This is a genomic window from Pseudomonas sp. MF4836 (assembly GCF_002018875.1).
Lineage (GTDB): Bacteria > Pseudomonadota > Gammaproteobacteria > Pseudomonadales > Pseudomonadaceae > Aquipseudomonas.
In genome coordinates this window covers 182,161-199,211 of sequence record NZ_MVOL01000014.1, presented here as the reverse complement: position 1 = coordinate 199,211, position 17,051 = coordinate 182,161, and the positions used below count along the sequence as shown (strand labels likewise).

Annotated in this window: 20 protein-coding genes, 1 tRNA gene and 1 pseudogene; 12 read left to right on the top strand and 10 right to left on the bottom strand. The window is 56.5% G+C overall.

Annotated elements, in window-relative coordinates; translation table 11 throughout:
• Window positions 1-13: 13 nt before the first annotated feature.
• Window positions 14-430, bottom strand: coding sequence for a hypothetical protein (locus tag MF4836_RS28100; RefSeq protein ID WP_078473083.1), 417 nt, complete (start codon window positions 428-430; stop codon window positions 14-16).
• A gap of 153 nt (window positions 431-583) precedes the next feature.
• Window positions 584-1,810, bottom strand: a complete 1,227-nt coding sequence (locus tag MF4836_RS28095; RefSeq protein ID WP_078473082.1) for a hypothetical protein — start codon at window positions 1,808-1,810, stop codon at window positions 584-586.
• A 224-nt stretch (window positions 1,811-2,034) separates the two neighbouring features.
• Between MF4836_RS28095 and MF4836_RS28090 the strand changes: the two genes are divergently transcribed.
• Window positions 2,035-2,262, top strand: coding sequence for a hypothetical protein (locus MF4836_RS28090; protein WP_238596220.1), 228 nt, complete (start codon window positions 2,035-2,037; stop codon window positions 2,260-2,262).
• A gap of 39 nt (window positions 2,263-2,301) precedes the next feature.
• Here MF4836_RS28090 and MF4836_RS28085 read toward each other — a convergent pair whose 3' ends face one another.
• On the bottom strand, window positions 2,302-2,793 hold the full coding sequence (locus MF4836_RS28085) for an Lrp/AsnC family transcriptional regulator (protein ID WP_078473081.1): 492 nt from the start codon (window positions 2,791-2,793) through the stop codon (window positions 2,302-2,304).
• Window positions 2,794-2,923: 130 nt separating this feature from the next.
• Between MF4836_RS28085 and MF4836_RS28080 the strand changes: the two genes are divergently transcribed.
• Both MF4836_RS28080 and MF4836_RS28075 read left to right on the top strand, forming a co-directional pair.
• Window positions 2,924-4,375 (top strand): L-lactate permease, encoded by a 1,452-nt coding sequence (locus MF4836_RS28080; protein WP_078473080.1) that lies wholly within the window; start codon window positions 2,924-2,926, stop codon window positions 4,373-4,375.
• 100 nt (window positions 4,376-4,475) lie between these two features.
• Complete coding sequence (locus MF4836_RS28075) at window positions 4,476-4,709, top strand: YceK/YidQ family lipoprotein (protein WP_102047950.1); 234 nt, start codon at window positions 4,476-4,478, stop codon at window positions 4,707-4,709.
• A 49-nt stretch (window positions 4,710-4,758) separates the two neighbouring features.
• Here the strand turns inward: MF4836_RS28075 and MF4836_RS28070 are convergent, their stop codons facing one another.
• Window positions 4,759-5,121: an NUDIX hydrolase gene (locus MF4836_RS28070; protein ID WP_078473079.1), complete on the bottom strand. Its 363-nt coding sequence runs from the start codon at window positions 5,119-5,121 to the stop codon at window positions 4,759-4,761.
• Window positions 5,122-5,581: 460 nt separating this feature from the next.
• On the opposite strand from MF4836_RS28070, the gene MF4836_RS28065 reads away from it, so the two are divergent.
• Window positions 5,582-5,845 carry a DUF1652 domain-containing protein gene (locus MF4836_RS28065; RefSeq protein WP_078473078.1) on the top strand — a complete coding sequence of 88 codons (264 nt, stop codon included), beginning with the start codon at window positions 5,582-5,584 and terminating at the stop codon, window positions 5,843-5,845.
• Between the two features lie 35 nt (window positions 5,846-5,880).
• On the opposite strand, the gene MF4836_RS28060 is transcribed toward MF4836_RS28065, so the two are convergent.
• On the bottom strand, window positions 5,881-7,218 hold the full coding sequence (locus MF4836_RS28060) for a serine hydrolase domain-containing protein (RefSeq protein WP_078473077.1): 1,338 nt from the start codon (window positions 7,216-7,218) through the stop codon (window positions 5,881-5,883).
• Window positions 7,219-7,883: 665 nt separating this feature from the next.
• Here MF4836_RS28060 and MF4836_RS28050 point away from each other — a divergent pair.
• Window positions 7,884-7,970, top strand: a tRNA-Leu gene (locus tag MF4836_RS28050).
• Between the two features lie 41 nt (window positions 7,971-8,011).
• Here MF4836_RS28050 and MF4836_RS28045 read toward each other — a convergent pair.
• From MF4836_RS28045 to MF4836_RS28035, 3 genes are all read right to left on the bottom strand, one after another.
• Entirely contained in the window at window positions 8,012-8,410 is a 399-nt protein-coding gene (locus tag MF4836_RS28045) for a hypothetical protein (RefSeq protein WP_078473075.1), read from the bottom strand.
• 47 nt (window positions 8,411-8,457) lie between these two features.
• The gene (locus MF4836_RS35420) at window positions 8,458-8,619 is read right to left on the bottom strand and encodes a hypothetical protein (RefSeq protein WP_161955772.1); all 162 of its coding nucleotides are present in this window, start codon (window positions 8,617-8,619) and stop codon (window positions 8,458-8,460) included.
• Between the two features lie 501 nt (window positions 8,620-9,120).
• Window positions 9,121-10,092 (bottom strand): AraC family transcriptional regulator, encoded by a 972-nt coding sequence (locus MF4836_RS28035; protein ID WP_078473111.1) that lies wholly within the window; start codon window positions 10,090-10,092, stop codon window positions 9,121-9,123.
• 99 nt (window positions 10,093-10,191) lie between these two features.
• Here MF4836_RS28035 and MF4836_RS28030 point away from each other — a divergent pair, with 99 nt between their 5' ends.
• Together MF4836_RS28030 and MF4836_RS28025 are read left to right on the top strand one after the other, a co-directional pair.
• On the top strand, window positions 10,192-11,442 hold the full coding sequence (locus MF4836_RS28030; protein ID WP_078473073.1) for an MFS transporter: 1,251 nt from the start codon (window positions 10,192-10,194) through the stop codon (window positions 11,440-11,442).
• 201 nt (window positions 11,443-11,643) lie between these two features.
• Entirely contained in the window at window positions 11,644-11,895 is a 252-nt protein-coding gene (locus tag MF4836_RS28025; protein WP_078473072.1) for a hypothetical protein, read from the top strand.
• A gap of 112 nt (window positions 11,896-12,007) precedes the next feature.
• On the opposite strand, the pseudogene MF4836_RS28020 reads toward MF4836_RS28025, so the two are convergent.
• Window positions 12,008-12,697, bottom strand: a pseudogene (locus tag MF4836_RS28020) (DNA cytosine methyltransferase); the annotation flags it as partial.
• 238 nt (window positions 12,698-12,935) lie between these two features.
• On the opposite strand from MF4836_RS28020, the gene MF4836_RS35205 reads away from it, so the two are divergent.
• Window positions 12,936-13,763: an MrpH family fimbial adhesin gene (locus MF4836_RS35205; RefSeq protein WP_153050277.1), complete on the top strand. Its 828-nt coding sequence runs from the start codon at window positions 12,936-12,938 to the stop codon at window positions 13,761-13,763.
• A 559-nt stretch (window positions 13,764-14,322) separates the two neighbouring features.
• Window positions 14,323-14,529, top strand: a complete 207-nt coding sequence (locus tag MF4836_RS35200; protein ID WP_153050276.1) for a hypothetical protein — start codon at window positions 14,323-14,325, stop codon at window positions 14,527-14,529.
• 37 nt (window positions 14,530-14,566) lie between these two features.
• Here the strand turns inward: MF4836_RS35200 and MF4836_RS28010 are convergent, their stop codons facing one another.
• On the bottom strand, window positions 14,567-14,893 hold the full coding sequence (locus MF4836_RS28010; protein ID WP_078473070.1) for a hypothetical protein: 327 nt from the start codon (window positions 14,891-14,893) through the stop codon (window positions 14,567-14,569).
• A gap of 165 nt (window positions 14,894-15,058) precedes the next feature.
• Between MF4836_RS28010 and MF4836_RS28005 the strand changes: the two genes are divergently transcribed.
• The 3 genes from MF4836_RS28005 (at window position 15,059) to MF4836_RS27995 (ending at window position 16,863) form a co-directional block, all read left to right on the top strand.
• Window positions 15,059-15,691 (top strand): hypothetical protein, encoded by a 633-nt coding sequence (locus MF4836_RS28005; RefSeq protein ID WP_238596219.1) that lies wholly within the window; start codon window positions 15,059-15,061, stop codon window positions 15,689-15,691.
• A gap of 154 nt (window positions 15,692-15,845) precedes the next feature.
• Window positions 15,846-16,076: a hypothetical protein gene (locus MF4836_RS36030; protein ID WP_078473068.1), complete on the top strand. Its 231-nt coding sequence runs from the start codon at window positions 15,846-15,848 to the stop codon at window positions 16,074-16,076.
• Window positions 16,077-16,242: 166 nt separating this feature from the next.
• Window positions 16,243-16,863 (top strand): hypothetical protein, encoded by a 621-nt coding sequence (locus MF4836_RS27995; RefSeq protein WP_238596218.1) that lies wholly within the window; start codon window positions 16,243-16,245, stop codon window positions 16,861-16,863.
• Window positions 16,864-17,051: the final 188 nt, after the last annotated feature.

Genomic DNA, 17,051 nt, shown 5'->3' with positions numbered 1-17,051 from the left:
CCCTGGTTCAATCCTAGGTTCTGGACGCCAAAGCGATGCGTTTCTGGGTTACGACCAGCATCGCCGTCGCGGTAATGCCGGGCGTCAGGTAAATGATCCAATACAGACTGTCGGAGCCCATCTCCAGCGCCACCATCAGCAGGCCCAATGCCGTTCCCGTCAAGACACCCGACACCAGCAGGCATTTGCTGTCGAACCTGGGGTGGGAACTCATTGCGATGGCATAGATCTTCCAGCCCATTGCAAGGCTGAACGTCGCAATGCCAATGATGATAAGCGCGTGCACAAAGGTGTCAGAGCCAACGCCTAGCCGTCCCACGATCTGCACCAGGGCCGCGTACGCCCCCTGGATAAACACCAGTGTGACCGGCAGCAGGCCAATGATTGCGCCGATGGTCAATTTGATTCTGAGGTGGGCAAGGCTGTTCAAGTGTTCCCTTAATCCGTTCAGGGGGGATGAAGTTCGAGCTGCTGCCTGTGGCAGGTTTACTGTTGTGTGAAGGGGCGGGCCTGCGCGCTCCGTGATGCCTGCCGGCCAGCGCGAGCAGGCGTCCTCGCCACAAGCGTCATTCCAAACCGCTGCTCAGCCGATGGGCGTCAGGCGACTCCGTTGCTCGGCATTGGGGAAACCCAGGGTGCGATAGCGGGGCGGGTAGAGGTCTTTGTCGGGTGCAAGCAGTTCCCCCAGTACCGACTCGACGTCTTGCCAGGCGAACACCTCGGTCACTGCCGAGCCTTCATGATGGGGTTGCACCAGAACAATCCGGTCAGTCTTGGGCAGGGAAGTCTCGACCCCTTCTGTCCAGGCCGCTATGGAGAAGGTCTTGCCATTGTCTTCAGCGTTTTCGTAGAGCATGTACGTGGCGACGAATACATCTTCTTTCTGATCCTCATGGACCTTGTCCAGCATCTCCTTTTGCATGCTGTAGATACCTTGGGACATCAGCCGTGCAAGGGCGTCCAGCCGCTCTGTAAGTTCCGGATCCTGCAGGACGAAAGGAATGATCTGACGCTCATCGTAGGTGTAGATCTGGCCGGAAAGGACGCGGCCGTTTTCCACGGCCTGACAACTTAGCTCGATCATATGGCGCAGGCTCTCGGGGTCCTTGTCCCCGGTGACCATCAGCACATCACGGGTGGGCATCATAAACACCGGTTGGCCCTTGATCGGCGCGCGCTGCAGAACATCGGGCAGCAGCGCCCGGCTGGTGTCGTAGCCGTCTTTCCAGGCACCCAGGTAAAGCCCGGGGATGATCTCTTCGAATGCATCGGGCGTAGCTTCACGCAGGTTGTCCAGGGCGATGGCCAAGGCTTCGTCGAAGCTGATGCCCCAATCATCCTGCGGGCCCTTGGTCAGGGTGGATGTGGTCTCTGGGTAGTCGACCGCCAACAAGGTCACGCAATCCTTGCCCAATGGCCGATGCGCGACGATGTAGGGTGAGTCCCAGCCTTCGCTGCGGGCGTGATGCAGGCGCACCTCTTCCAGCATGGCGCGGTTGCGGATCACCGGCCGTAGCAAGGGGCGAACTTGCTCGAAGGTCAGTATCGGACTGTTCTCGGCGCCGAGCAGGGTGGCCAGATAGCCAGAGAGAACCTGTGGCTTGTGTTGTTTATCGGCTTTCAGGTAGTCGCGGTAAGCGTTGTGCAGATTGAAGAAACCGTTATCGCCGTGACGCAGGCGGAATTCGTCTGGCAGGTACTCAAGCGTGGCGCTGTAGCCGCTGTCGCGAGCGGCCTTGATCATCTTCTGGGCGAACCCGTCTTGGGTAGGAGGGCGGTTGAAGAGCCCATCGAAAAATTCCCTGAGCATGTTGCAGGTCCTCCATGAGTGTGAGCAGGCGATGATGCTGGCGCGAGTGGTTCAGGTAAAGCCGGTGGCCGAAATAATGGCCTCGGGGGTTTGTGGATGGACCCGGCCAGCGTCGCAGAATTCCCCGGCAAGGCGCCCATTTCACAAGATGCTGATCTTCAAAGGATTCAAGCATGGCTATCACGTCCGTAGAATGGGCTTCCTTCACCGTCACGGAGTGGTAAATGATGCGGCGCGAAATTGGCTATTGGGACCGCGAGGGTAGGGAGTTGTTCTACTACCTGGAGTTCAACCCGCAGACTGCGGAGTTTTTTATCACCTGCGAGCATACGCCGCGCGATGGAAGCAAAAGCGTCCGCTCGGTCCCCCTCAGTGAAGCTCGCGGCGAACGTTACTACGAAGACGCGTTGCTGATCATCAAAGAAGAGCTGTTCAGAGACTATCGGCTCTGAGTGCTGCCTGGGATTGATCAACAACCCCGGAGGCGGATGCTATTTATCCGTGCAGGACACTTCGAGCCCTACCTTCAAGCGATCCAGCGCCACCATGGTCTTGAACCACCTGACGTTTGCGTTCTCGGCGAACAGGCGTCGCGCCAGGGCCTGGTACTCTTGCATGGAGCCAACGTTGACGATCAGCACGAAGTCGGCTTCACCGGTGACGTAGTAGCACTGCTGGACTTCAGGCACGGCGAAATGCTTTTTCATGGACTCCAGCGCGTCGATGCTCGTGCGCTCGGTCATGACCTCCACCACGATGGTGATGGCTTTTCCCACCTGCGTAGGGTTGACGATCGCCACGTTACCGGTGATCACCCCGCATTCCTCCATGCGCTTGAGGCGGCGTTGCACCGAGGCCGAGGAGAGGTTTACCCGATCGGCCAGCAGGCGCAGGGGCGTCGTGTTGTCGAACTGGACGACTTCCAGAATGGCGCGATCGAATCCATCTAGGGCGTAAGGCGTGGTAGCGGATGGTTTTGGCATGATGGCTAAGTGAGATAATTTCCCGAAAACTACCACGATTCAGCGAAAAATTATCCTCGTGAAAGAAATATTATCTCGCCCGTTCCTGCTTTTCAGGAGCCGTCGAGAAACCCCACAGGATAATTCTGGCATGTCGATATTGGTGCATCTTTCCCCCGTATTGCTCGTGATGTTCATGCTCATGGTGCTACGCCGTCCGCCGGTGCAGGCGGCCATGGCAGGGACCGCGCTGGTGGCCGTTTTGTGGTTGGCAGGGGCTGCTGATGCATGGCAAACCTTAACCTTGCTCGCGGCGGGTCGGGACACTGCGGTGCTGTTTCTCAGCACAGCGTTTGTCATTGTGCCGGGCATGGCGTTCGTCATTCTCATCGAGCGCTTGGGCGTCAATCTTGTGCTGAGTCAGTGGGTGCAATCCCTCGGGCTGGATCGCACGCAGCAAGTGGTATTCATCGTCCTGGGCCTGGCGCCGTTGCTGGAGTCGATGACCGGCTTCGGGGTGTCCCTGATTGCCACGGTGCCGTTGCTGCTCAGCCTGTTTGAGCGACGCGTGGCACTGCGCATCGCCCTGACCGGCATGGCGATCATGCCCTGGGGCACCTTGGGGTTGGCCACAGTGATCGGTGCTTCGCTGGCGCATCTGGATGCCTGGGCGCTGGCGTCCACCTCGGCACTGACCAGTTCACTGGTGTTCCTGGCGCTCGGCACTGTGGCGCTGTACCTGGCGGGTGTGCGACAGGCCCGAGCGCTCTGTGTGCTGGGGGCTTTCTGGCTGCTTTTTGTGAGTGTGTTGTACGGCGCGAGCCGCTGGATGGGGCCGGAAGTCGCCGGGGTCGGCGCGGGCCTGGTGGTGGCCTGTTCCGTGTTGCTGTGGGCACTGTCGCGTGTACGTCGCAATGGTCACCAGGGCGAAGGCGTACGCTGGCCGAGACAGGCGTGGCCGTATCTGGCACTGATCGCCTGTATCGTCGCATTGAAGGTGCTGAGCGCCGCCACGCAGTGGCAGGACCTCTGGCTGGTGCAGGGCGCCCAGGTGACCTGGAAGCCGCTTGCGTCCCCGGGCGTTGCGCTGACGTTGGTCTTGATCGGCCTGCTGCTCTACAAAAGGGATTTGCGCCGTCATGAGCTCAATGAACAAGGGCTGCTGCGTGGTCTGGCCGTTCGTACCAAACGGCCGCTGTTGACGATTTTCTTTTTTCTCGCCATGTCGCAAATGATGGTCAAGGCGGGCTTTCTGTCGGGGTTGGTGCAGACGTTGGCAGGGCTGGCGCCCTCGGCGGTGATGCCGCTGATCGCGGGGTTCGGGGCGCTCTCCGGGTACATGACCGGTTCGAATGTGGGCGGCAACGCGATCTTCATGCCGGCCATCGCACTGTTGCCTGAATCGTCACGCTTGCTGCTGGCTGCGGTACAGAACAGCGCGGCAGGTCATGCGGCACTGGGTTCGCTGTCAATTGTGATGCTGGTCCTCGGGCTGGCCAAGACCAGCACCCAGGAGGAGGGCGAGCTGGTGCGGTTCGGATTCGGGTTGGTCTGCCTCAATACCCTGATGGTCGGGCTGGCCGCGCTGGTGTGGATGGCATGAAGTGTCGACGTTGCGCCAGAAACTTCACTCTGTAAGGTGCAACTGTCTTGGTTGTGTGAGAATGCGCGCGATTTGCCCCAGACAGTAATAAGGACGTTGCGTGTATCTGAAAGTGATGTTGGTGATCGGTTCGGTTTTGATCAGCGGTTGTACTGCTGTTTTGGCTCGCACGACGGAATTTCGTTGTCCGTATCTGGGTGTCCGAATCGACTGGAGTCTGGCCAAGGACAATAACGGCGTCCTATGGCCGTTGCTGGCAATTGATGCGCCATTTTCAGCCGTGGTCGATACGGTCTTTCTGCCCTTCGAACTTCAGCACAGTTGCAACTTATGACCAGGGGCTCGGCGCAGCGGGCTTCAGGCCTGTGGCCTCGGGTCCGCGCTTACAAGCGCCGCAAGAATGAACTGACAATGGTCTTGGTCGGGCCGGTGGCATCAAGTCCGTTCGCCGCGCCATAGGCATGCCATTCAATGTCGGCAATTTCATTGAGGGGGCGTGCATCTTCGACATTGATGACCGCCGCTTCAAAGACATGGTGGCGTACATTGCCGGCGTCCACTTGCAGGATGTAAAGCAGTTCGCTGGCGTCCAACCCTGTTTCTTCTCGCAACTCTCGGATAGCGGCATTGGCCACGGATTCTCCGGGTTCGACCTTGCCGCCCGGTAGCGTCCATTTCGAACGTTGTTTACGCACGAAGAGAATTTGCCCGTCCTGTGTGCAAATGACTGTCGCTCTATTTTTCATATATGCACCTCACCGGCTCGCTATGGACAACTACTGCACCTCAAGTGTGCGAGGGTAGACGGCAGCTATCTTCAAGTTGTCACAAAAATGTCATATGGATTGTTATGCATTATTGATACCGGCGTGTTTCATCAGTTCAATATAGGTCTTATATGAAAATAGGCCGCTAGGCGAAGCGGCTTGCCCTTTGATCACGGAGTATCGAAGGGCAATAAAAGAACAACTATTTTTTTGCCGTGGAGGTCAGTTTTGCGAGTGTGCTGGCTGTGTCGCGGTGCGCTTTCGGCTGCGAGCTTCTGGCGCGGCAAGGTTTGAACTGGGTGTTGGAAGTTCGTCATACCCACTTTCTATCGAAAATGAGCGGCAGTTGGCATTTTTTTCTCAACGACCGAAGCGGTAGCCCTTACGTTCGCCTACGCTGGGTAACAAATTCGATAAACACCCCCGCAAGGAGCAAGTGATGCTCTCGACTGTTGAGCTCTGCCACATTCTGGAGTCCGGCTTTCTCCCGCTTGCCTGCGCCTGCACCCTGAGCCCTAACGGGGCCTTGATGATCAAGGTGTTCGAGCCGGAGTCGGGGCGGGTGGATCTGCTGCTGACCGGGGTCTCGACAGCAGAGCTCACCAGTGTTCGATCCATTTCCAACCTTATTGGTGAACTGCGCACTGAAATCAGGGCCGGGCGCCGAGCGTTTGCCGGTGGTTTTACCAGCTACGCCGGCTGAGGCGATCCGCATCGTGCGCCGTCGCACCATTTCACTCAGGGCAGTCTTTGCAGGTGAGCAGCCAGGGCATCGAAAGCGGGCAGGGTGACCGGGTCATTGGCTGAGTTGCTGGCCACCGGGTGCGACGCATAACGCACAATCACCATCTGTGCCTTGGGATCGATATAGATCCGTTGCCCATGCACCCCGCGCGCCATGAAAGCACCGCCATCCTTATTGGTAACCCACCACATCGATCGATAACTCCAGCCTTTCAACAACGCATAACCGGCCTTGGCGAATGCCTGCTTGTCGCCGCCCTGGCGAATATCGGCGACAACCGCTTGCGGAATAATCTGCTGGCCATTGAATTGCCCATCGTTGCGCAGCATCTCGCCAAAGCGCGCCAGGTCGCGCAGACCGGTGTTCAGGCCGCCACCGGCAAACGGGGTCCCGATCGAGTCCACGGTGAAGTACGCATCCTGTTCCGCGCCAAGGCGGCTCCAGATCCGCTCCGACAGTAACTGGGCGACATTGCGCCCGCTGACGCGGGCAATCACCCAGCCCAATACATCCGTATTGATGGTTTTGTAGCTGAACGCAACACCGTGCTCGCCTTCCAACTGCACGCTCTGCAGGAATTCGTAATAGGTCCTCGGACCCGTATAGCCCTCGGGTTTTGGCAGCGGGTTGCCTGCTTGGGCATGGGCCCAAACCTCGGCATTCGGGTCTGCGTAGTCTTCGCTGTACTTGAGCCCGGTGGTCATGTCGAGCACTTGGCGCACGCTGGCATTGGCGAAGGCGGAATGGGCCAGTTCGGGGACGTAGTCGACGACCCGTTTGCTGGCATCGATTCGACCTTCGGCCACCAGGGTGGCACCCAGCGTGCCAACTACCGACTTGGTAACCGACATCGCCGCATGCTGGCCCTCGGGTGTGAGCACGCCAAAGTAGCGGTCATAAACGATTTTCCCGCGGTGCAGCACCACGATCCCGTCGGTGTAAGTGGCGGCCAGCGACTGCTCCCAAGTCATTGCTTGTTGAGTGCCGATGGGGGTGAAACTCAGGCTGTCGATATCACTGCGCAAAGCCGTGGGCAGTGCCACGGGAGCGCCCAGGCCACGGGATACGTTGATCGTGGGCATCAGTTGACGAAAGTTCGACACGCTCCAGCGCATGGCCGGGAACTGAAAATAGCTGCCATCTTCAAAACGTACCGTGCGTTCAGCAGGAGGCGGTGAACCCACCATCCACCCCAGTTTTGCCGGATCACTGGCGGCCGCATCGGGAAAGACCGGTTGATCGGCAGCACCGGCGATGGACGCGCACAAGCCGAGCAACAACGCAGGCGTGCGTCGTGGGAGGGGGCGGCGAAAAAACTGAGGCATGGGCATATCGTCGATTCCTTTCGAAAGGCCCGGAAGTTTAACAGGCCAAACCCTGCCTGCTGGGCGACTGCTGACCATCGACCCGGATAGATCCGACGGCAGCGGAATTTGGCAAGCTCGGCTGGCCGATTGATGACAGTTGAACATGTGATGTTTTACTTCTAACTTGCGCCTGTTCGCCCAGCACAGACGACTCTTTACCGGTTCATGGATGGCGAGGTCGTACGTGCTGGGCGAACCCTTCGCTGACTGCTTTTTCTCCCTTCTCATCATCAATAGCGCATCACGCGCGTTTGCTCGCAGTGTTCGATCAGGATTGGATCCCGCTTGATCCCGCTCAGCGCCTGGCGGACGCATAAGCCTTTGAAAATCAGTTGGTTGCGAGATATTTCGCATGTTAAGCTGCGCAACTCGCGAAAACCTTCAGTGAGCTCACGTTCAAGCCGGTAACGGTACAGGGCGTACAAAGCACCACATTGTTGGATGAGCACTGTAGATCAATGATTTATGGCGCTTTTTTCTGTCGAAGAAGTAAAAGGGTGCAGATTGCCAAAAGGGCTCTACGACCTTGCTTCAGTGCAAAGGGATGTATATATTCCTCCCCTTGCCGCAAATGCACCGGAATGGCTTGATCCTGATTAACCCCTTCCACGCTGCTGCATAGCGCTACCGCCCGAATGGCGAAACTGGTAGACGCATGGGACTTAAAATCCCCCGCTCGTAAGGGCGTGCCGGTTCGATTCCGGCTTCGGGCACCATATTTATCAAGGGCTTGCGTGATTTATCAGGCGAGCCCTTTTTATTTCTGCTCCGCAATTTGATGGTTTTGGCGTGAGCCTTCCTTCGCCACAAAACCCATAGTTCCGCACGCCTCGCAGTCCTCTCTCAGCGCGAAGTGGTCTCGGCACGACGCGCATTTGCTGAAAGCCGCGGCGAGAAGAAGAGGCCGGGCTCGCAGGTACATCTCGAATTCGTGGTTTTCCAGGGTGACCTGCGCGGTGTCGAGCAGCGCCCGGTATGCGTGGGGGGCATCGATGTTCGAATACTCTTTCCCGTTGGTGCGCTGGCCGGTGATCACCAGGTCATAAATGCTGCCGTCTTGCTTTGTGATCGTCATGCCATCCATTGCCCAGGCTTCGGCGCTGGTTCTGAACACAAGCCGACGTGTTCTGTTCTCTTCTATTACCTGCGCTGCCATCTGGCCGACTAAATCCTCTGGAAAGCAAATGCTGCCGTTGAGCTTGCCTATGCGTGGGCCGCCAGCTCGCGGCATGTGGTCATAGAAGCCCCAGGCGAGTAACCGGGTTCCCAGTCATTTAGGGTTTCGACTGTATGCCAATACGCTGCGTTGGCCAGTTCGACGATTTCCAGCTTTTCCATCCGATCGATGGCGTCGGTGTCGAGCATGTCGCCCGAATTCGCGCTACAGATGGTTCTGTGGGCTTCTGGGTTCGCCACCCGCAATTCGTAGTCATCAAGGTGCTGGCGACACTTGGCTGGTTTGTGCGTGGGGGCAACTGCTTTTCTAAAGCTGTATGTGCATGCATTAAACGAGGCTAGAGGGGGGGCGCGAATTGAGGCGACGAGCTGTAGCGGATTTGGTCATGACCATGTAGGCGGCCACCAGTGTCGGTGCGACCTTTATAAGCGATAAGACCGGTAGGTTCGTTTCAGGGAGCGATAGCCACCGCAACCTCGACTGGTTTTTGCATGGTTTAAGCCCGGTGGCTGCAAACGGGTAGGTATGCGCCATCGCTGACTGCAGCTAAGCGGTGATAGCTGCCTGTTGCGAGGGCTGCAATCGAGACCTATTGCAGGTAATCGGGAGTAACAAGCCATAGCAGCCGTTCACATCGGGGGATTATCAGATCGATACAAGCGTCTCTGCACACTCCACATCTTCGTACTTCAGGATGCAATCGAACGAGCCATTTGCCGACTGGCGCCGGGTGGCTGGCCGGTGATGCGCTTGAAGGCACGACTGAAGGCCGCCTGCGAGGTGTAGCCCAGGCGCTGCGCGACGGTTTCGATAGGCAGTCGCTCGAGACTTAGCCATTGACTGGCGAGGCGCATTCGCAGCTCCGTTGCATAGCGCAGCGGGGGGATGCCGATAGTGGCCTGGAAGCGTTCTGCGAAAACCGAGCGAGAGGTATTACATTGCGCCGCCAGTTCCGCGACGGTCCAGTCACGCGCCGGCTCTCGGTGCAAGGCCAGAAGCGCGCGGGCTAGCCTAGGGTCGCGTAACGCGGCCACCAAGCCAGAGGCGTTGCCGCAGGCGCATTCAACCCAGCCGCGCACGATCATTGCCGCCACTACGTCGGCGAGGCGAGCGAGGATGCCTGCGAAGCCGACGCGTGCGGAACGAACTTCGCGTTCCATGGAGGCGAGAATCGGCATAAGCCCTGGGTAACGCTGCCCCCTGGCATCAATCAGCATCAGATCAGGCATCAACCCGCCGAGACCTTGCATGCTTCCGAATTCAAACTCCATGCAGCCGCTAAATATAATGGTGGTGGGGCTGACATCGGCGCCGGGGGAAGCATCCACTGCGCAGACCGCGTCGCCGAGAGGGGCCGCATCGAAGCTGCCGATGTCTTGGGCGGGGACGTCCAGGCTTGAGAGAAGTTGATGAGATTCACCCTGAGCGATGAACACGGCGTTGCCGGCCGACAACTCGTAGAAAGTGCCATCCTCCGCACACAGGACGGCGGTGCCGACGGCGAGGAAGTGGAAGTAGGCGTGTCCTGGTTTGGCCGCAAAACCCAGCCCGAAAGAGGGGCCGGCCTGGATGCGACGGTACTCGACGCCCCGCAGGCGCATGCCGCGCAACAGTTCGTTGATGAGATCGGACGATAAGGCGAACTGATCTAGAGAATTCATTTCGGGGTTTTGATCAAAAACTAAAGATTTTGCATCATAGAACATCCTGTTCTGCGTCCATAGACTTCTGGTTGAGATAATTTCCAGAGGTGTTTGGTGATGAGTAATGGGGTGTGTGACGTTGTAGCTGATGCGCGCTTTGGCAACGAGGCTGATTTAGAGCCAACGACGCCGGCCTGGATGGCGGTATTTTCGCTGGCGATGGGCGTGTTTGGATTGTTGACGGCGGAGTACCTTCCGGCCAGCTTGCTGACGCCGATGGCCGTTGAACTAGGGGTGTCGGAAGCCCTGGCGGGGCAGGCGGTGACAGTGACGGCGGTAGTGGCGCTGTTCTCCGGGTTACTGGTGCCAGGCTTGACGCGAGGGATCGACCGGCGAGTGGTATTGCTGTGCTTTTCCACGCTGATGATTGCCTCCAACTTGCTGGTGGCTTTCTCTTCCAGCCTGATAGTGCTGCTGATCATGCGGATTTTGCTAGGTATCGCACTGGGCGGCTTCTGGAGCATGGCGGCGGCAGTGGCGATGCGCCTAGTGCCGGCTGCGCTACTGCCACGGGCCCTGTCGATTGTTTTCAGCGGTATTGCAGTGGGCACTGTGGTGGCGGTGCCGCTCGGCAGCTATTTGGGCGGGCTGTATGGCTGGCGCAGTGCTTTTGTGGCGGCCGCCGCCGTCGGGGTAGTGACGCTGGTTTTCCAGCTTTTCACGCTGCCGCCGCTGGCGCCGCGCAGGACGGCGCGGTTGAGAACGGTGCTTGAAGTGCTACTGCGTCCGGGCATTGCCGTTGGCATGCTGGGTTGCGTGCTTGTGCACACAGGGCACTTCGCGTTGTTCACCTACATCCGGCCGTTTCTGGAAAGCACAACCGGCGTGGGGGCCGAAGGATTGGCGTTGATGCTTCTGGGGTTCGGCGCGGCTAACTTCGTCGGCACGCTGTTGGCCGGCTGGCTACTTGAACATAGCCCGCGCGGGACAATGGTGCTGATGCCTGCGCTGGTCGGCGTTGCAGCATTAGCCTTGGTGTTGCTGCCTGCTTCTGTGCCGTGTCAGGCATTGTTGTTGGCACTCTGGGGCATGGCCTTCGGCGGTGTACCTGTGGCGTGGTCAAACTGGGTAGCCCGGGCGGTGCCAGATCAGGCGGAAAGCGCGGGAGGAATGGTAGTGGCCTCGGTGCAGTCGGCGATCGCTGCGGGTGCTGCTGCCGGGGGCGCTATGTTCAGTTTCAGTGGCATCGCCGGCGTATTTGTCGCTGCCGGCATCCTGATGCTGCTCGCAGCGCTGTTGATCGGGATGCGGGTCAAGGTCGAAGCGCCGGAGCACGGCGCCGGAGGCAATTCGGTTCTGCATCTTTAAGATGACTTGTCAGGTGGTGGATAGCTTCAATATCAGTGTAGATAGCGTAATCTAGAGCCGTCGCGGCCGTCAGCAAGAGAATACTATTCACCAGTTGGTGTAAATTTATAATTGATTTTCAGAAACACAATTAACAATCGCGTCCATTAAGGCTCGCAAGTTCGCGTCTATCTACGCGTGTGTTAGGCCACAGGAAAGAGTATGTCCGACATCTTCATTATCCAATCGACGGAAGTGTTCTCTCGCCTTAGCGCATCTCATCCCAGTGTCGAAGTTTGGCAGGATAGCGAGTTCTCAGATGATGGTTACGCTTACTACTGGCTGGTGGCGAACAGCGACGGCGAGACCCGTATGCTTGCCTATATCCGCTGCAAAGATGGAGGCTGCGAGCAGCGCACCTATGATCTTGAGGGCGATGATCTTTGGATCCCCGCGGGCACTGCTGCGGCCTAACCCTTCATTCAAGCCGACGCCGCTTCGTAGCGCGGCCTAATTCAGCCGTAATGGCGAAGGATTCAGCGAAGACGTATCCACATCCGCACGGGAGTGGAAGGGCGAAAGGAGCTGTTCGGGTAACGTCTTGCCCCTCGCCTCGGCGCGACGCAGTGTCCCGGCGCATGCCCTCGCGCTCAAAAAGCACCTCGGTGGGATCGAACCCGTCTCTAGAACTTGCGACAACGAACACACGACGGCGTCGTTGGGCCAGGCCGAAATATTGGGCGTCCAGGACCCGCCACGCGATTGCTCTTTTGGGTCCATACACACAACCAGCGTCCTTCCATTTCTTCCCTGGAGGCTGCAGCTCGCAGTCTTCCCCAGCAAGCGCGCCAAGAAAGCATCCGAAGGCGTTCCCTTTGTCGTTGAGTACGCCGGGGACGTTCTCCCGGACGATGACGCTGGTGGGCTTTCGCTGGCCGGCGCGAACATAGTCAACTGCATCTGCAAGCTCCACGTATTTGATGGTGAGGGCGCCGCGCGGGTCGGGGAGGCCTTCGCGCATACCGGCAACGCTGAAGGCCTGGCACGGGGGGCCGCCGACCAACACGTCCGGCGCCGGGATCTTGCCGGCCAGCACCAGGGCAGCCAGCTTGGTCATGTCGCCGTGGTTCGGCACGTCGGGGTAGTGGTGGGCCAGGACCGCTGAGGGGAACGGCTCAATCTCGGCGAACCAGGCGGCGCGCATGCCCAGCGGGTGCCAGGCCTGTGTCGCGGCTTCGATGCCACTGCACACAGAGCCGTAGGTGATATCGGGCATAGGGGGGCCTCGCCGGCTGGCGTGATTCATTGGTTGTAGACACCGTGTACATTTATAAACGGGATGATTTTAGCGAGTGCACCTATCAGTGTTGTCGGAAAGTTCCTGCTGAATTTCAGAAGTTTCCGATAGTCTGGGTGCCTAAGAGCGGCGATCTTAGATCGCTTCGCGAATAGTTGCTTACATGTGCGCATAAGTATATGTCATCTAACTCTTGCCTATATTGAGAGTCAAAGAAATGAAGTCCGTTATTTTTTGTGGGATTGTTAGATGCTTACTATTATTTATGGTTTTTACTAGTGCTAACGCGGTTTCTCTGGTTTCAAATGGAAGCCGAAATGAGCAAGGTGGTGTTAGGTACTACTTTACTATTACTGATTGGTTGTCTGGAAGTGGTTCCGGGTATTGTACTGATTGGGGTGCGACTAAATGTGATCTGTTTATAGTGGCAGTTGGCGAGCAAGATCAGTGGCTTAGAAATGCTGTATTTAGCGAATACCGCTGGAAAGATATGACGGCTGGGGGTTCATTGGCTGAGTTGTATGAGGAGATGAGAATGCAAGGTTTTTATATACCATTTAGTGGGTCTATATTTGTTCCTAACTCCTACAAGAAGCCAAGTGATTTTTGTATATCATTTGGAGTTCAACATAAGTATTCGGGGACAGGTCGCCCCGAAACCCGTATTGGATCTTGTGCTCGTGTTGCTACCCCTCCCTTAGCGTGTGTCGTTTCAGGTAATACAACAATAAAACATGGTGTTATTAATGATAATGATGTGAATGGCAATGAGGCGGCAACGCAACTTCAATTAAAATGCACTGGGGGCTCCAGCTTGATTTTAACTGCAGGCAAGGAGAGTCTCTCGGGCGTTAAGTTGAGAGTGGATGGTAGTTTGTATTCCAGGCTGACTATTGAAGGGAAGTCAGCAGCAGAAGGTGTTTCAGTTCCAGTTATAGAGGGCGTACCTAAAGCTATATCTTTAAAATCTACTCTTTACAGTAATGGTAAAGTTGAACCAGGTTATTTCTCTGGATCAACAGTGATGACGATTTCATCACCGTAGCGCCGTCAGGCTTCTTGTCGATCTTGTCGATCTTGTGGATTGCGCGGTGAAGTACGGGCATTGCGTTTAGCTCAGGTAGGCGCCGCCCTCCGGGTTCCGGTGGTGGCAATTTGGTTTGGGTTGGGGTATCTGTCGTTGTTGAATTACATCCTGCTAGGAGCAGAAATTGACGATAGAAAATTTGGTCGTGACGCTAAATCGAGTTCCAGAGATCAGAGCAATAGTGGATTCAGGTACTGATTGGACGGTCCTTGTCGGCTTTGCACTTACGGCTTTGGCAGTGTTCGCAGGAGCCTGGGTATCGATTTTTACATTCAAGAAAACTGCGCACAGCCAGATGATCCTGGCTAAAGCAGTAGCGCTTTAAGAGAGCAGTCAAGCATGGATCAACGAGTTACGTAACACGTGCGCTGAATACATCGCCGCAATCGGTATGTTACAGGTCCACGCCACTGGCACCGAAGATCACGGGGCGTTCATTAAGCTCGTCAAAGACCATGACCCATCGGCCGCGGCAGGTTTGAAAGATAAGTGGGAGGGGGAAAAGAGGACATTGATAATGACTGCCTTTTCACTGGGAGCAAAAATACAACTGCTCTCAAACCCCAATGAACCTGACTTCGAGAAGCTAAATGCTGAAGTGAACAGCGCTTTGAAATTCGCCAGCACCCCAGGAAGTAACGTCTACGATAACTGCGGTCGAATTGTCGAGTTGGCTCAACAAATTCTCAAGACAGAGTGGAATCGTGTAAAAGAAATGCGTTGAATAGCCCGCCATTACCGAATGCAGCGAGTAGGGTGGGTTATGCGGGCTCAATGATTTCGTCGCCAGGGTCTTTCTGGATGGCGAGCAGGCTTTTGTTGCGGAACTCCCGCGCCACGTTTTGCGATGGTTCGTAATTGTGGCGCGGCGGATTCAAGAGTGGCTGACACTTCGCGGAGCCCAGCGCATGCAGGTGATGAATCATCAGCGTCATCGCTTCGCCTTGCTCAGTGATGCCTGACCACTCCATCAGGTCGGCAAGGGCTTGGCGGGTACCAGAGCGAACCCTAAGCCTCAATTCTTCCTCCGCAAGTGCCACTCGCTTCCTGGCAGTTTTTGTCGAGCGTTCCTGCACAGTCTTGGCCATGGCCAACCTCTTTAATTCCGGTGTGTGCGCCCATTCGTTAGCGCCCTGATTGCCTAGCGTTTGCTCTTGGGTACTGGGGGGGCGGCGTGAAAAAACCTGATGCCTCTGGGCCAGACCGTCTGGTAGTAGTGGTACCGTCTACGCAGCCATCCTGGAGCCCGCTAGATGCCTCGTCAAAGTCCAACTCATCTCATCGCAACGCCTCTAGCCGCGCCAAGTACTGCAAACCCTGGCGCTCACCCACCTATTTGGCATCGAGGCCCGGACTTACCGATCATTGGCAGCACTGGTTCGGCCATTTGGGGTTTCTGCTTTATGTTGCTTTGGTCGTTGCCGGGCTTAGGGCTGACGATATTGCTCCTTCTCGGGTTCGAAGCGATGCAAGGTGAATCGCGCAGCGATGGGTCGAGTTTCACGTTGTCGTTGCTCATCCAACTCCTGCTTGTTTCTGTTGTGCTAATGGGGCTGGTCTTCGCGTGGATGTTCTCTGCGCCTGAAGTGCTGGCCTTCACGTTCGATGAAAACCAGCAACTGCTTACCCTCACTATCACCCGTCGCGGCCGTAAGCCCACCGAAGTGCAGGTGCCATTCAGCGATATTAGTTGCATCCCCCCTTACTTGTTCGCCAGTTATGACCGCGATGGCCATTTTAGCGTCGTGTGTCAGGGACCGAAGGACAAGCAGTTCGTCTATCGATTGGCTGAGGGTACTTCTCTGGAAGAAATGGAGTTTCATGCTGCGTGGTTGCGAGGAATAATTGGCTCACGGATGCACGAAGTGGTGAATCAGGACAAATGAACGGCTACATCGCTTGATACAGGCTATGCGGCGCACGAATTGGTGCCCAAGTTGATCTTTGGCTTGCATGATGTCACCACTGGACTCCGCTTTATCCGTATCAAAGTCATAGAGGGGAGAGGTATCGTTGCCACCTCAGATAGGGAGGTGCGCTGTGGTCGTACACGGAGTTGAATACACGTTTTTTACCGCCTCACACGTGACAAAGGGGCATGACGGCTTGGGGCTTGAGTGCTGGCGTGGCAACGATATGGTCTTTGAGATATTCAGGAATGACGAAACGCTGCGTTTTGAGGTAAGCCTGTTCGAGCAGGATGTCCCTCTGGAGTTGCTCGAGTTCGCTATCTCGACTGCTCGCGAAAGCTTGGGTGAGTTTGCGCCGTAGAACCTCTCCTTGCCGATATAGCAACTGACTTTGAAGGGGGAGGGTTACAGCGGGTTGACGTGAGTAATCGAAGTGCGGAGCGCGGTAAGAAAAGCCCCCGTGATTCGTTTCCAGACTGTCCGGTAGTAGTGGTAACGTCTACGCCGCAATCTCTTGAGACAGCCAGATGAATTATCAAAAACCAGCTGACGACTTAGCAACACCACCTGGCGAGCCAAACACTGCCCACCCGTCTATTTGGTATTACGGCCCTGAAATACCCATTATCGGAAGCAACGGTATGGGCGTTTTTGGTTTCTCTCTTGCGCTGATTCTGCTTTTACCCGCCTACGGGCTGGCGACGCTCCTTTTCACTGGGCCGGACGTCATACAGGGTGTGCAGCCTAAGTATGGTGAGAGCCTCACTGCGTCATCCTTCATTCTGTTAATGCTGGCCATTGCGGTACTCATTGGTGCGTTCTTTGCGTGGATTGTCTCTGAGCCTCAAGTGCAGGCTTTCACGTTCGACGAAAAGCAGCAGCTACTGACCCTCACGATTACTCGTCGTGGCCGAAAAGCCACTAAAGTGCGCGTGCCATTTAGCCAAATCATTTCCATCCGTCCTTACGTTCTCGCAACGTTTGATCACGATGGCCATTTTCTCGTCGTTTATCGGGGGGCGAAGGGCAAGCTGTTCGAACATCGATTGGCTGATGGTACTTCTCTGGAACAAATTGAGTTTCATAGTGCGTGGTTGCGAGGAATGATAGGAGAGCGGATGCGCGAGTTGATAAATCTCGACAAATGAAAGCAGCCTTTAAATTCAACTACTAAATGCTGTGATTCAACTCAACTGCGCAGCTAATTATTGGATTTCAGTACGAACTCTAAGTCCCGTCTGACCCACTGATCGATTGGTCGGCCCAGCATGTATTCAGTCGTCATGCGGGATTTCATTGCCAGCCTTGTCCAGGCGATGGGTGCTACGAGTGCGCT

What these genes read in the sequence shown, in the direction of transcription:
- MF4836_RS28095 (WP_078473082.1), bottom strand. Translation starts at nt 1,810, where the DNA reads ATGCTCAGGGAATTTTTCGATGGGCTCTTCAACCGCCCTCCTACCCAA.
- MF4836_RS28090 (WP_238596220.1), top strand. Translation starts at nt 2,035, where the DNA reads ATGATGCGGCGCGAAATTGGCTATTGGGACCGCGAGGGTAGGGAGTTG.
- MF4836_RS28085 (WP_078473081.1), bottom strand. Translation starts at nt 2,793, where the DNA reads ATGCCAAAACCATCCGCTACCACGCCTTACGCCCTAGATGGATTCGAT.
- MF4836_RS28080 (WP_078473080.1), top strand. Translation starts at nt 2,924, where the DNA reads ATGTCGATATTGGTGCATCTTTCCCCCGTATTGCTCGTGATGTTCATG.
- MF4836_RS28070 (WP_078473079.1), bottom strand. Translation starts at nt 5,121, where the DNA reads ATGAAAAATAGAGCGACAGTCATTTGCACACAGGACGGGCAAATTCTC.
- MF4836_RS28065 (WP_078473078.1), top strand. Translation starts at nt 5,582, where the DNA reads ATGCTCTCGACTGTTGAGCTCTGCCACATTCTGGAGTCCGGCTTTCTC.
- MF4836_RS28060 (WP_078473077.1), bottom strand. Translation starts at nt 7,218, where the DNA reads ATGCCCATGCCTCAGTTTTTTCGCCGCCCCCTCCCACGACGCACGCCT.
- MF4836_RS28045 (WP_078473075.1), bottom strand. Translation starts at nt 8,410, where the DNA reads ATGGCAGCGCAGGTAATAGAAGAGAACAGAACACGTCGGCTTGTGTTC.
- MF4836_RS35420 (WP_161955772.1), bottom strand. Translation starts at nt 8,619, where the DNA reads ATGCTCGACACCGACGCCATCGATCGGATGGAAAAGCTGGAAATCGTC.
- MF4836_RS28035 (WP_078473111.1), bottom strand. Translation starts at nt 10,092, where the DNA reads ATGAATTCTCTAGATCAGTTCGCCTTATCGTCCGATCTCATCAACGAA.
- MF4836_RS28030 (WP_078473073.1), top strand. Translation starts at nt 10,192, where the DNA reads ATGAGTAATGGGGTGTGTGACGTTGTAGCTGATGCGCGCTTTGGCAAC.
- MF4836_RS28025 (WP_078473072.1), top strand. Translation starts at nt 11,644, where the DNA reads ATGTCCGACATCTTCATTATCCAATCGACGGAAGTGTTCTCTCGCCTT.
- MF4836_RS35205 (WP_153050277.1), top strand. Translation starts at nt 12,936, where the DNA reads ATGAAGTCCGTTATTTTTTGTGGGATTGTTAGATGCTTACTATTATTT.
- MF4836_RS35200 (WP_153050276.1), top strand. Translation starts at nt 14,323, where the DNA reads ATGACTGCCTTTTCACTGGGAGCAAAAATACAACTGCTCTCAAACCCC.
- MF4836_RS28010 (WP_078473070.1), bottom strand. Translation starts at nt 14,893, where the DNA reads ATGGCCAAGACTGTGCAGGAACGCTCGACAAAAACTGCCAGGAAGCGA.
- MF4836_RS28005 (WP_238596219.1), top strand. Translation starts at nt 15,059, where the DNA reads ATGCCTCGTCAAAGTCCAACTCATCTCATCGCAACGCCTCTAGCCGCG.
- MF4836_RS27995 (WP_238596218.1), top strand. Translation starts at nt 16,243, where the DNA reads ATGAATTATCAAAAACCAGCTGACGACTTAGCAACACCACCTGGCGAG.